Here is a 13,256-nt window from a genome sequence, read left to right as displayed (position 1 = left end):
CAAGAGCATTAACTCGCAGTATAATAGAAAAAGTTAACCAGAGAAACTGGTTAACCTTAAAATTGAATGGGGCAACAGCAATTTTTTGTATTTTCTATACTACATAATTACGTAGTTTACCAATCTTTTCCACTTCCACAGTTACGACATCGCCAGCCTTCATTGGACAACTACCAGAAGGTGAACCAGTAGCCAAAACATCACCCGGCTCCAGTGTCATAATCTGTGAAATCCAACTGATAAGGAAAGGAATTGACAGTGACATCTGATTCGTATTACCATCTTGTACGACTTTTCCGTTTAATGTCGTAACTATTCGTAAATTAGTTGGATCTAGACCTGTCACCATCCACGGACCCAATGGACCAAAAGTGTCAAAACCTTTTCCGCGTGTAAACTGGGGATCTCTTTTTGTAAGATCTCTTGCCGTTACGTCATTAAATATGGTACAGCCAAAAACATACTCCAATGCATCTTCTTCTTTTATATTTTTGCCTCGCTTGCCGATAATGAGTGCAACTTCCCCTTCCATCTCCACCTGCTTTGTTAAATCACTTGACGGAAGAATAATATCCCCACCATTTGGAATTAATGAAGTTGTCGGCTTTAAAAACAAAAATGGCTCTTTCAGATTTGCCTTTCCCCCAGTCTCCTTCGCGTGTGCCGCATATGTCCAGCCGAAATTAATCACTTTCGAGGGTGCTACAGGCTCCAAAATCTTTACATCACTAAATTTAACTTTTATTCCGTCATAATTTAATTCATTGTTTACAATTTCAGTAAAATTACTGGACAATTGTAAAATTTCATCATTCTCAACAATACCATAATATATTTTACCGCTATGGTTCTGATAACGAACTAGTGTCTGTGTTTTTTGTAATAACTGCATTACCATACCAACCAACTCCATCAACAAATTTACATGTCATTTATCCGGTACTAGGGGGGATTTAATTAGCTACTAAATCGAAACATGGATCATTAAAATAAACAATTTGTGTAAGAATCTTATTTCCTTTAATACTATCGAAAAAATTTTTTGCTTCTTTTTCAGTGTTAAACTCATACATTCTTAAACTTTTTCCATTATTAAACACAGTGATATTCCACATTCAAAAATCCCTCACTTTTTCAGCTATTTTATGTTTATAAGTATTATTTCTATTAATGAACGAACACATAGGATGTTCATACGTATATAACATGGTTAACTCAAATTTCCCAATACCTCCGTACTTGAGGTTAATCCTTTTTCTTGTCACTTTGATTTAGACTAATAGATTGCCTACGATTAAGGATAATGCAATAATAGAAATAAATAAAATACCAAAAAATTATATGAACCTATAAGAAATTTTTATATCGAATAAATAGGGTGTGAACAATGGAATACCGTGATTGGGAAATACTGAAAGTTCTTCATCGAGAAAAAAATTTAACAAAGGCTGCTAAGCATTTGTTTATTACACAACCTGCATTAACCAATCGTTTGAAGCATATGCAAGAGGAATTAGGGACGACAATTGTAACGCGTGAAAGTCGAGGGATTCATTTTACCCCGCAAGGAGAGTACCTTGCCCATTGTGCAGAGGAAGCCCTTGCTCATAATCAAAAAATATGGGCAGTACAAAAGATAATGAGGTGGCAGGTATACTTAAATTGGGAGTCTCCAATTTTTTTGCGAATTATAAACTTGCTCATATTTTGAAATTATTCAAACAACAGTATCCTCATGTGGAATTCAAAGTGATCACAGGGTGGAGTAAAGATGTTTCTCAACTTGTGCATAACAATGATGTTCATATTGGCTTTGTTCGGGGAGATTACAGTTGTCGAGGTTTAGTGAAACATCAATTATTTGAAGAAACAATATGCGTCACCTCTAAAGAAGAAATTGTCATCGCTGATCTTCCTCATCTTCCTAGAATCGATTACAGAGGGGACTATTTATTAAAATCAGTAATCGATAATTGGTGGGCCGAAAACTTCACACAATAGGCTTTTGTGAGTATAGAGGTCGACCAGGTGGATACTTGCAAGGAAATGGTTAAAAATGGATTAGGCTATGGTATTCTTTCGAGCAGGACACTTAACGGGATAGAGGATTTAAATAAAATTGATTTAATTGATAATAAAGGAAATCCTATCTTGCGACGAACATGGGTTTACTATCATGAGAGATTTCTGGAATTGAATGTGGTAAATGCATTCGTACAATTTATAAAAGATTTAGATTGGAAAGACATATAAAATACTTGAATGTTTTCTGGCTGAACTAGAATGACACGAAGCCTCTCAAGCAGTAGATCATTCCTGGTTACAGCAACAACTAGTAATACAACGATAAATGAATTACCTGCCTTAGCTGCTTTTTCGTCGTGAACATCGGGGTCAGTCTAAGTAAATGTGATATTCATATAAAAATAGCCATGTTCATCTGAACAAAGGCTATTTTTATATAATCATTATCTACGACTTTGAGTAAATATTTCGGTTACACTAACAACTCGTTGCCCCAATGCTTTTCCTAATGCGATATCATTTTCACTTAATTGTTGTTTACTTTCTACCGGACACGATATACCTAAACCATAGTATGAGCCATACATCGCATTCTCTGGAATATTACCGGAGCCCGACAACAATCATGCCGTGATGGAACATTGGTGTAATAAGGTTTAATAATGTGGCTTCTAGTCCACCATGGGTAGTGGCTGTTGTACAAAAAACAGCACCGATTTTATCAATCAGCTTACCTTCAGCCCATAGATAGCCAAGTTTATCAATCCACTCTTTTAAGCCAGAGCTGATGGTTCCGAAATGACCGGGGCATCCCCAGATAATCGCGTCCATATCGGAAATTTGCCGCATCTGCTTCTTTAACATGCTGGGGTAAATACTTTTGCTTCTTTCGTTTGCTCAATACCAACTGCGATGGCTTTTGCCAGAGCCTTTGTATGTCCGCCTTCGCTGTCATAGACAATCAAAATGTTCATTTATAAGTCCACCTCTCTTATGAGTTAACACTTTTAGGAGCCGGTAATTCATCTTGATTATTCATTGAAAGTAACACCTTGCGAAATAGATCATCAGTCATTTCAGTGGAAGAATTTTTGCTGCCGCCTTCCATGAATTTACCTAGGACTTAACGATACCATTCATCATTGGACTTTTCTGGATTCTTTAAAAGGGTAAGTAATGTTGCTTGCACAGATGATGTTGAATTTTCTTCCACCACTGCGACCGTTGGTTCTACAACACTATTTGTTACTTCTTCATTCCCGGAAGTTGGTACTTTGGTCAAAAGGTTAGCCAACTGTATAGAGGAGCAAGCTCCCTTACGCACGATATTAGCTAATATCGAAAATTGATTCATCGTTAATTCATGATTTCTAAGATGATTAGAAAAATTTCTAAATCGATGAATAGACATTTTTTTTGATCCATATAAGCCAATTTATTGATAAATTGAACAGCGCAAATTCAAAAATGTAACAAAAAAGAAGTGGAATTTCTCCACTTCTTTTTTGTTAAAATTATAGTTTAACACAAATATTAGTAATTTCAGTGTAGAATTCCCAACTGTGACTACCGCCAACACGACCTAGTCCACTATCTTTCGTACCCCCAAATGGAGTTCTTAAATCACGTACGAACCAGCAGTTGATGTAAGATAAACCTGATACAATTTTTTGAGCTACACGATGTGCACGACGGATATCGTTAGTCCAGATTGTGTTACTTAAGCCCACGCGAGTATCGTTTGCTGCCGCAATTACTTCTTCTTCTGTGTCGAATGGAATAACTGTAACAACTGGCCCAAAGATTTCTTCACGTACACAACGAGAGCTGTCATCTAAACCAGTAATAATAGTAGGTTCTATGAAATAACCTTTATCCAATCCTTCAGGACGTTTACCTCCTGTAACGAAAGTTCCGCCTTCTTCTTCAGCAATTTTAAGGTAGCTCATTACTTTATCATAGTGTACTTTAGCAACTAATGCGCCTTGATCGTTGGCCATATCAAATGGGTCGCCAACTTTTAATTCTCTTGTTTTTGCTGCAAATTTTTCTAGGAATTCTTCATAAATTGGACGCTCAACGTAAATTCTTGAACCGCATACACAAACTTCCCCTTGGTTTGTAAAACTTGATCTAATAGTTGTTGCGACTACTTCATCAATATCAACATCCGCAAAGATAATGTTAGGGTTTTTACCGCCTAACTCGAAAGAAAGCTTTTTCAATGTAGGAGCAGCTTCTTCCATGATCTTAGTACCTGTTGATACTTGACCGATAAAGCCGATACCTGAAATGTCAGGATGTTTGTTGATAGCACTTCCAGCACCAGGTCCAAAACCGTGAACCAAGTTTACAACTCCATCTGGAACACCAGCTTCTTTAAGAATTTCCATTAATTTTGTTGCTGTCATTGGAGTTAATTCTGATGGCTTAATTACAACTGTACATCCAGCAGCTAAAGCTGGAGCTAATTTCCAAGTTAATAAGAATAATGGAAGGTTCCATGGCTGGATTAATCCGACTACTCCGATTGGGCGGCGATATCCGTAGTTAAGCGCATTATGAACTTCATCCTGGTATGCTTCTGTTCCTATAGAAAGCATGTAGTCAGCAAAGAAATGGAAGTTTGCTGCTGCACGAGGTGCATCAACGTGACGTGAGAATTTAAGATGCTTTCCGGTATCCAATGATTCTAATTGTGCGATTTCTTCTTGTCTTGCTTCAAGAATATCACCAACTTTGCGGAGAATTTTTGAACGTTCTTGGACACTCATTTTTCCCCATAGTCCTTCTTCAAAAGCGTGTTTTGCAGCTTTAACTGCTAAATCAATATCTGCCGTACTTCCTTCAGCAACTTTACCATAAACTTCTTCAGTTACAGGGTTCACGTTATTAAACGTTTTTCCATCTGCAGATTCAACAAATTTACCGTCGATATAATGCAAACAATCAAATGCTTTTATGATAGGTTCAACTACTGTTTTAGTTTCGATTTGCACCATTTTTAAAATCCTCCCTGGTCATGATTTAATATTTTCTAAATATTGTGCTAACGATTATATGTTATTTCATCTATGTTTCATATACAACCACACTGTTGCTGTATGTGAAACAAAATAATTTTTTTCAGGAAAAAGTTGAAATGGTATAATTTCAACTCCTGTAAGAATGTTTTCGGTTGTTGTCTTATTAGAAGTAAACCTAATATAAGAGACTCGCTTTTTATAAAACCATCGTCCTACTCCACGATGTTGTTTATATTTATAAAAAAAGACTGGCGGCAAATCCGATTTTTCGAATTTATCGACAGTCTGAGAAGTGAAATTTCTATGATTTAGAGGTAGCTAAATCCTCTGTCTATTATTCTATTTTACTAACAGCTATTTCTACAGGAATGCGACGTGGAGAGGTTTTGGCGGTACGCTGGCAGGATGTGATTTTTGATAATCATGTGATTTATGTCCGACAATCCTTACAAGAAGTAAAAAAGAGAGGATTGACATTTAAAGAACCAAAATCGAGCAAAAGTCGTTCAATTACGATTACCCCCTACCTTTGAAAAAGAGTTTAAAAAAGTATACAAACACCAATTAGAAAATAAGCTTTTATTCGGACAAGAATATCACGATTTTAGATTTAGTTTTTGCTCAAGAGAATGGAAAATCAATTCAGCCAACTGAAATGGCAAGAAACTATCGTAAGGTAGTTGAAAATAGTGGCTTACCTTCTATAAGATTTCACGATTTAAGACATACCCATGCAACGTTGATGCTTCAACAAGGCGTACATCCAAAAGTGGTTTCAGAACGATTAGTACACTCGACAATTATGATCACGATGGACACAACACTCATGTGTTACCAAATATGCAAAAAGAAGCTGCCCATCAATTTGAGCAGCTCATCAAATAACCTATGTAAATTTTTAAAAATATCCATGTTACCAAAATGTGACCATAGATAATATTTTCCGTTGTTGGCCAACAACCTTAACCTCAATTTAACTTCTCAAAAACCTTCAAAAATCCAAATAAATCAAGGTTGGCGGGACTGCGTGGGAATCGAACCCACCAGACCTGGCACGCAGGTCTCAAGCAGTTTTGAAGACTGTGGAGGACACCAGTACCCCATTCAGCCCCATATAGATGATAAATCATCATAAAAATAATCTTATTCCTTTAAATAACCATTACTATCTTGATATCATATTACAATGGAAAATGGTATTAATCAATAAATTTGGCCCGATTGTCATTTTTTCGACAAGCAATTCCAATCCCATATCGTATTTTTCCCATTTGATAAAAGCCAAACTTGTGACGAATTCTTGTCATCCGCCCAAGAAAAAGACTATAATAGATAATAATATCGTTATTGTAGGTGAATAGCATGCTTCAAGGTTGGTTTCTCTGGTTTATCCTATTTTGGGTAGTCTTTTTAATAGGTTCCTTTTCAATTGGCGGCTTCTTTATGTTCCGAAAGTTTCTGAAAAAGATGCCAAAGGAAGATGGCAAATCGGTCATGGATTGGGAAGAACATTATGTAAATGAATCCCTTCACCTCTGGGGTCCTGAAGAAAAGGCCCTGCTCAATGATCTTGTCAGTCCCGTGCCGGAACTGTTCCGTGATGTAGCAAAACATAAAATCGCAGGAAAAATTGGTGAGCTGGCCGTAAAAGAAAATGCCTCCAAAATAACAGAAGAACTCGTTATTCGCGGCTATATTCAAGCCACACCCAAACGGGACCATAAGTTTTTGCGTAAAAAGCTCTTTCAAAATCAAATAGATGTTACTCCGTATGAACATCTATTTTAACCGCCCTACAAAGGCGGTTTTTTTCTTTTTTTACATATAAAAACACTGACTCCCGGAGGAATCAGTGTCATTTTACTTTCTAATATGAAGTTCCCGGTAGAGTTTCATATAAGAATGGTACATTGCCACACGCCAAGGGACAATCATGCTGAAAGCCAGCAGGAAGAACATCCCGCTTAACTGTCCGATATCAATCGTGGTGCTCAAAATTGCTTTTAGAACCAGACGAAGAATTAACAACCCTACAAGGATGTAGATAAAGGCCTTCGACCGTTTTAAATAAATATTATTATCTCGAATTTCAAAATTTGATGTCTTAATCAATAAAATGGAAAACAACATCCCAACTATAATTGCCTCACCAATTTCCATTGGTGTTAAGCGAAACTCCGGTACCACATACATCAATGACCCAGTAGCCATAAAGAAAGGTGGCAGGATAATTTTTTTAGCATTGGTCGGTTTCTTTGCTGCTTTCATCCGAACAAACAGAGCAAGAGAGCCCATAATAACAGCTCCGATTGAAGAAACAACTACGTAATTCATTGGATTCATTCATCCCTTATCTTTATCTAATTATTTACTCAACCATTATATATCAAATGATGAATTTTGAGAAAAAATAATCACTGTTTTTACCTTTAAAATGTTAAAATGTTCAAGGAAATCCATGCAATAGATGGAAAGTTCCAAATAACTTCCAAACTAGGAAATTCTTAAAAACCAGTAAAGCCGCCAAACATCCCTTGAAAAAGGATAATAATTTTCGTCATCCAGTCAAAGAAGAGCACAATTCCCATGACGATCATGATATAGCCGCCGATTTTCATAATCTTCCCGCTGTGCTTCTTGATCCACTTAAACCTGCCGACAAAGAACGATAGGATTAAAAATGGAATCGCAAAGCCTAGGGAGTAGGCAATCATATATAATACGCCTGAACCAGGATTGGATGCAGCCAAGAGAATGACGGAGGAAAGGATCGGTCCTGTACAAGGCGTCCACCCAGCAGCAAAGGCCATCCCAATTAATACGGATCCGATATAACCTGATGGCCTGTTTTTGAATTCAAAGCGGCGATCCCTCATCATAAATTCCGGTTTAAACACACCGACAATCATTAAGCCAAATAAAACAATAAAGATTCCGCCTAACTGCCGAATCAGATCTTTATAAGATAAGAAGAAGCTGCCAAGAAATGAGGTTCCAAACCCAATCGCGATAAAGATAATCGAAAAACCTAACAAGAAAAATAAGGTATGCAGCAAGCTTCGTTTTTGCAGCATGGCATTTTCTTCTTTTAGTTCTCCCACCGACATGCCCGTTATGTATGAAAGAAAAGCTGGATAAAGCGGCAAGCAACAAGGAGAAATAAAGCTTAAAAAGCCGGCCCCTAATGCGATAAATAGATTTACATCAGACATATATTAACACTCCCACTATAGTCGATACCTTCTCATTCTAACAAATATGCTCCCGAAATGATAATGGTTAACGTGAATATTTTGTGTCTCGATGTTCACACGTCAAAAAATAGTAACTTTTTCTAATAGTAACAAATAAATTGGATTTTTTCTTACAAATATCTTTGAAGTAATTTACATTATAGGTTATACTAGTAAAACAATGCCCTTTTAAATGGCAATAGACTCTTTTTTTTTACTAAAAAATTTTAGGAGTTACTCCGGAAAGGACTTCGGCCGTGCTGAAACAAGATCTCATTACTATGATAGAAACAAAGCGAGCTGAATTAATTCAAGTCGCCACGACAAACGGCTTGACATCCTCCGTTGCAATTCGTTACAGCCAGGAACTTGATAAGCTATTAAACGAATATAATAAAATATATATTAAAAAAGTTCCACATACCGCAGTATAAAAAGAAAGCCTGGCATCATGCCAGGCCTTTTTCTATTAATTTACTGCATCCTCCAACTGCTCTAGTGCTCCATTTTGCAGCAGGAACATCTTATGATAGAGACCTCCCAGGGCAAGCAGTTCTTGATGCGTCCCTCGCTCAACAATCTCCCCTTGGTGCAGGACTAGAATTAATTCAGCATCCTGGATCGTTGACAACCGATGGGCAATGGCGATCGTGGTTCGGCCTTTTCGCATTTTTGCTAATGCGGATTGGATCATTTCTTCTGTTTCCGTATCAATATTGGCTGTCGCTTCATCGAGGACCAATATTTTTGGATTAGCTGCAATCGTCCTAGCAAAGGCAATCAATTGCCGCTGTCCACTTGAAAAAGTAGATCCCCTTTCAACTACCTTATGTTGATAGCCATCTTCTAATCTTTCAATAAACGAATGGGCTTGCACAAACTTCGCTGCCTCTTCTATTTGTTCATCTGAAAGACCATGATTATAAAGGCGGATATTATCTTTTAACGTCCCAAAAAACAGGAATGGATCTTGGAGTACAAGGCCCATTTTTTCCCGTAACTCGGCCTTTGTGTAATCACGAATCGATTCTCCGTCAATTAAGATCTCGCCACGTTCAAACTCATAAAAACGCATCATCAAGTTAATAATCGAGCTCTTCCCGCTCCCCGTATGTCCTACTAATGCAACAGTTTCCCCTGAATGCGCTGTAAAGCTGATATTTTTTAACACATCCCTTTCACCATCATAGGAAAAACTGACATTCTTAAACTCAATTTTCCCTTCTTCAATCGATGTGCTTTTTTTCAGCTGTTGGGCAGGGGCTAGTTCCTCTTCATCTAATAATTTAAAAACACGTGAACCGGCCACAATGGCCTGCTGGTATAACGAAAGCCTCATCATCATTTGATTGATTGGTTCAAAGAAACGGTCTAAATAATTGATAAAGGCGTAGATAACACCGATTTCTACACGGTTCTCAAAGGAAGTGATCCCAAAGTAGCTGAGAACAAGAATCAAGGCAAAGATATAGATGAGGTCAATCGCCGGTCTTAACAGTAAGCCATCAATCTTAATATTTTTCATTCCCGCATTATAGTGCTGCTCATTGATGTTACCAAATTCTTGGCGAAGGCGTTTTTCTTGGCGGAAAACTTGGATGATCGCCATCCCGGAAAGCGATTCGGCCAGCTTTGCATTTAATTGACTTAATCGCTCCCGCATATCGAGGTAAAAACGAGAGCTCAATTTTCTGTATAAGTTCATGACAAACATTAAGATTGGCAAAATAATCACGCATAACAGGGCAAGCTTCACATTTAAGAAAAACATGGCAATAAAGATTCCTATTAGTAAGAATCCACTTTGAATAAACGTAGCGATGACTGTTACGAACATATCCTTGATGGCTTCTGTATCATTGGTGACCCTTGAGACGATACTCCCTGCCGGTGTTTTATCAAAATATCTTAATCCAAGTGACTGTACCTTGGAAAAGACATCAATTCGAAGCTGCTGAATTATATAGAGGGCAATTTCCTGAAATTTAACTAATTGAAAGAACATGAGAATCGCTTTAACGACTTGGATTCCCATATAAACGGATCCCAGAATCAGTAAAGGATGAAACTCAAGCTTTCCAGGTGTTAAATAATCATCAATAAAGACTTTCACGATTAACGGAAGCACAATATCGCCAATCGTGGTAAGCAAAAGCAGGACAAAGGCAAAAGTGATCATTTTTTTGTGCGGCTTTGTATAGGAAAGAAGACGGTATAAGACCTTAGTTTGTTCACGTTCTGACAGTTCTATTTTCTCGTCCATATTAACGTCCTCCATGTTCGACCAGCTCTTCTAACTGCTGGTGCAAATACATTTCCTTATACCATCCGTCTTGTTGCATTAAGTCTTCATGCGTCCCTCTCTCGACAATTTTCCCGTCATCCAGGACCAGAATGAGATTGGCATGCTGAATTGCACTTAAGCGATGGGAGGTAATCATCGTGGTCTTCCCTTCTCGATTTTGTCGTAAAGAAGAAAGGATGGCCTCTTCTGTTTTCGCATCGACCGCAGATAACGAATCATCCAGCACTAATAGTTCTGGATTCATTAAGAGGGCGCGGGCAATGGAAATCCGTTGTTTTTGTCCGCCTGATAAAGAGACACCCCGTTCTCCTACAACCGTTTGATAGCCTTCGGTAAATTGAAGAATGTCATCATGTATATTCGCAAGTTTTGCCGCCTTTTCGATCTCGTCCAATGCAATATCCGGGTTTGTAAACGCAATATTCTCGGCCACGGTCGCGGAAAACAGAAAATGATCTTGGGGAACATAGCCAATTGCTTCCCGAAGTTTTTCGAGTCGATAAGCTCGAACCGCTTTCCCGCCAAACAGAATTTCACCCTGATAGCCTTCAAATTCACGGATAAGAAGTTTGATCAGTGTTGTTTTTCCAGCACCTGTTTTCCCCACAATTCCAAGTGTCTCACCTTTCTTTATTGAAAAGAAGATGTCCTTTAAAATCGGATCTGTGGCGCCCGGATAGGTAAATTCATTTATCTTAAAATCAATATCACCGATCGGCATGATGTTTAATGCGTCATCATCATCGGTGATTTCTACCTTTTCTCTTAAGAGCGCAGCGACACGGTCATAGGAAGCGCGACCCCGTTCGACGATATTAAACAGCCAGCCGAATGCTAGCATCGGCCATATTAGAAGACCTAAATAGGTAGTAAATGAGATTAATTCACCGATCGTTAATTCTCCATTAAGAACATATTTCGCCCCAAAAGCGATTGATAGAAAAAAGGAAATACCAACTATGATGGAGATGGTAGGGTCATAGAGAGAGTCAATTTTAGCTACGACAATATTTTTTTGCACGACATCTTCTGATTGTTTGCGAAAATCTTCAATATCCTCTTGCTCTTGGCCGAATGTCTTAATCACCTTTATCCCGGTGATGCTTTCTTGTGTTTTATCATTTAAAGAGGAAAAGGCCTCCTGTGCTTTGTGAAAACTTTTATGTAGCATCGTGCCAAACCAACTGGTCAGCATCGCCATAAACGGCATCGGGATTAAACAAATTAACGTCAGTTTCCAGCTGATGGTAAAGGCCATTGCCAGAATCACAAATCCGCCGGTAGAAAGTGAATCTACGAGGGTTAACACACCTGCGCCGGCCGTTTGCTGGATCGCCGATAGGTCATTGGTTGCATGGGCCATCAGGTCTCCAATCCGGCTTTTTTGGTAGAATGATGGGGACATCTTGGTAAAGTGGCTATATAATTGGTCGCGGAGGATCCTGCTAAGCTTAACGGATGAGCCGAAGATCATAATCCGCCAATAATAGCGAAGAACATACATCGATAGTCCCACAACAACTAAAACCACGACCAATTTTACCAGTATGACGGATGTGATTGTTCCTTCATGAATATGGTCGGCGATGATTCCAATTACTTTAGGAGGAATTAACTGCAGTACCGCCACAAATAATAAAATGAACACCCCTGATAAGTACGCTTTTTTCTCTTGTTTAAAAAACCAGCCTAATTCTAAAAATACTTTCAACTAAACACCCCCAACAAACATGACGAGCCCTTTGTTTCTTACTGTTTTCTTCGAATACCGAGGTACCTATTTTATCAAATTTTTACAAAATAATAAATACTTTGAAATAATCGGTTGCCATAAAAAAAGCACCACATTAATATGAGTGCTTGTCGGTTTAGTTCGAATGTTCCCAGTCATGGCAGCTAGCATAGGGTTCATCCTAGCTGCTTACCGTATATATAAATAAATTTGGTTATTGCTGGATTATATGCTACAATGAGTCTACCATTTGATTTACTTTTTTACATGTGCCCTGCTCATTCGTGAGCAGGGCTCCTTGTTTTTAAAAAATGAATAAATAAAAAAACAGACTCTATAAAGAGCCTGTCTTCTTTTGCTTTTAATTAAGCTTTACGAACGTTAGCTGCTTGAGCTCCACGTTGGCCTTGCTCAACGTCAAAAGTTACTGCTTGACCTTCGTCTAAAGATTTGAAACCTTCGCCTTGGATTGCTGAGAAATGTACGAATACGTCTTCTCCGCCTTCACGCTCGATGAATCCGAATCCTTTTTCTGCATTAAACCATTTTACTTTACCGTTTTCCATTTTGTTTCCTCCTGCTGTGTGCTTTGCACACAATGTGTTACTATCCTTGCACTCAGTGATCATCAAGACGAAAAGTTTAATCTTATACTATCCTTTACACCGAACAAAAATAATTCTTCTTTATAATAACATAGTTTATAAAAGTATGCAAGGTTTCCAAAATTTAACGACAATAATTTTTTTACCTCGATTTTAAATCCATAAAAAAACCACCTTCCCGGTTCATCAGAAAAAGTGGTTTTTGGATTTAAATTATGAAGGGTAAGTAATTAATTGACAAAGAATGACCGTTAAACTCCCCTATCTTCTAATTACTTACAAACAAATAATGAATCCTTTTGAAAAGGATTTTACATAGATGCTTGTCCG

At 37.9% G+C, this 13,256-nt stretch carries 12 protein-coding genes, 1 tRNA gene and 3 pseudogenes; 6 read left to right on the top strand and 10 right to left on the bottom strand.

Going from position 1 to position 13,256, the window contains the following annotated elements; genetic code table 11:
* Positions 1–94: 94 nt before the first annotated feature.
* Entirely contained in the window at positions 95–898 is an 804-nt protein-coding gene (locus J7E81_RS04400) for a fumarylacetoacetate hydrolase family protein (protein WP_251028416.1), read from the bottom strand.
* Between the two features lie 489 nt (positions 899–1,387).
* On the opposite strand from J7E81_RS04400, the gene J7E81_RS31055 reads away from it, so the two are divergent.
* Positions 1,388–1,711, top strand: coding sequence for a LysR family transcriptional regulator (locus J7E81_RS31055; protein WP_308162133.1), 324 nt, complete (start codon positions 1,388–1,390; stop codon positions 1,709–1,711).
* A pseudogene (locus tag J7E81_RS04395) lies at positions 1,621–2,253 on the top strand (substrate-binding domain-containing protein). Before J7E81_RS31055 ends, J7E81_RS04395 begins: the two are co-directional and overlap by 91 nt.
* Before the next feature lie 215 nt (positions 2,254–2,468).
* Here the strand turns inward: J7E81_RS04395 and J7E81_RS04390 are convergent.
* From J7E81_RS04390 to J7E81_RS04380, 3 genes and pseudogenes are all read right to left on the bottom strand, one after another.
* Positions 2,469–2,999, bottom strand: a pseudogene (locus J7E81_RS04390) (NAD(P)H-dependent oxidoreductase).
* Between the two features lie 149 nt (positions 3,000–3,148).
* A complete protein-coding gene (locus J7E81_RS04385; protein ID WP_215040897.1) occupies positions 3,149–3,307 on the bottom strand; it encodes a hypothetical protein in 159 nt (52 codons plus the stop codon).
* 232 nt (positions 3,308–3,539) lie between these two features.
* Positions 3,540–5,018, bottom strand: coding sequence for an aldehyde dehydrogenase (locus tag J7E81_RS04380; RefSeq protein ID WP_215041208.1), 1,479 nt, complete (start codon positions 5,016–5,018; stop codon positions 3,540–3,542).
* A 371-nt stretch (positions 5,019–5,389) separates the two neighbouring features.
* On the opposite strand from J7E81_RS04380, the pseudogene J7E81_RS31255 reads away from it, so the two are divergent.
* Positions 5,390–5,584: pseudogene (locus J7E81_RS31255) on the top strand (site-specific integrase); the annotation flags it as partial.
* Between the two features lie 122 nt (positions 5,585–5,706).
* Positions 5,707–5,988 (top strand): tyrosine-type recombinase/integrase, encoded by a 282-nt coding sequence (locus J7E81_RS31250; RefSeq protein ID WP_374103978.1) that lies wholly within the window; start codon positions 5,707–5,709, stop codon positions 5,986–5,988.
* A gap of 78 nt (positions 5,989–6,066) precedes the next feature.
* Here the strand turns inward: J7E81_RS31250 and J7E81_RS04365 are convergent.
* Positions 6,067–6,163: transfer RNA gene (locus tag J7E81_RS04365), tRNA-Sec, on the bottom strand.
* Positions 6,164–6,413: 250 nt separating this feature from the next.
* Here J7E81_RS04365 and J7E81_RS04360 point away from each other — a divergent pair.
* Positions 6,414–6,839 carry a DUF2621 domain-containing protein gene (locus J7E81_RS04360; RefSeq protein ID WP_215040895.1) on the top strand — a complete coding sequence of 142 codons (426 nt, stop codon included), beginning with the start codon at positions 6,414–6,416 and terminating at the stop codon, positions 6,837–6,839.
* A 72-nt stretch (positions 6,840–6,911) separates the two neighbouring features.
* On the opposite strand, the gene J7E81_RS04355 is transcribed toward J7E81_RS04360, so the two are convergent.
* Both J7E81_RS04355 and J7E81_RS04350 read right to left on the bottom strand, forming a co-directional pair.
* Positions 6,912–7,385 carry a CcdC family protein gene (locus J7E81_RS04355; protein ID WP_215040894.1) on the bottom strand — a complete coding sequence of 158 codons (474 nt, stop codon included), beginning with the start codon at positions 7,383–7,385 and terminating at the stop codon, positions 6,912–6,914.
* Positions 7,386–7,555: 170 nt separating this feature from the next.
* Positions 7,556–8,263 (bottom strand): cytochrome c biogenesis CcdA family protein, encoded by a 708-nt coding sequence (locus tag J7E81_RS04350; protein ID WP_215040893.1) that lies wholly within the window; start codon positions 8,261–8,263, stop codon positions 7,556–7,558.
* 302 nt (positions 8,264–8,565) lie between these two features.
* On the opposite strand from J7E81_RS04350, the gene J7E81_RS04345 reads away from it, so the two are divergent.
* Positions 8,566–8,718 (top strand): Spo0E family sporulation regulatory protein-aspartic acid phosphatase, encoded by a 153-nt coding sequence (locus J7E81_RS04345; protein ID WP_251028481.1) that lies wholly within the window; start codon positions 8,566–8,568, stop codon positions 8,716–8,718.
* Between the two features lie 35 nt (positions 8,719–8,753).
* Here J7E81_RS04345 and J7E81_RS04340 read toward each other — a convergent pair whose 3' ends face one another.
* The 3 genes from J7E81_RS04340 to J7E81_RS04330 form a co-directional block, all read right to left on the bottom strand.
* Positions 8,754–10,547 carry an ABC transporter ATP-binding protein gene (locus tag J7E81_RS04340; RefSeq protein ID WP_215040891.1) on the bottom strand — a complete coding sequence of 598 codons (1,794 nt, stop codon included), beginning with the start codon at positions 10,545–10,547 and terminating at the stop codon, positions 8,754–8,756.
* Between the two features lies 1 nt (position 10,548).
* Positions 10,549–12,300 (bottom strand): ABC transporter transmembrane domain-containing protein, encoded by a 1,752-nt coding sequence (locus J7E81_RS04335; RefSeq protein ID WP_215040890.1) that lies wholly within the window; start codon positions 12,298–12,300, stop codon positions 10,549–10,551.
* A gap of 386 nt (positions 12,301–12,686) precedes the next feature.
* Positions 12,687–12,887 (bottom strand): cold-shock protein, encoded by a 201-nt coding sequence (locus J7E81_RS04330; protein ID WP_098532719.1) that lies wholly within the window; start codon positions 12,885–12,887, stop codon positions 12,687–12,689.
* Between the last annotated feature and the right edge of the window lie 369 nt (positions 12,888–13,256).

It is taken from the genome of Bacillus sp. ISL-18 (assembly GCF_018613415.1).
GTDB lineage: Bacteria > Bacillota > Bacilli > Bacillales > Cytobacillaceae > Neobacillus.
Note: the sequence above shows the minus strand (reverse complement) of the source record. Positions and strands in the feature narration are given on the sequence as shown.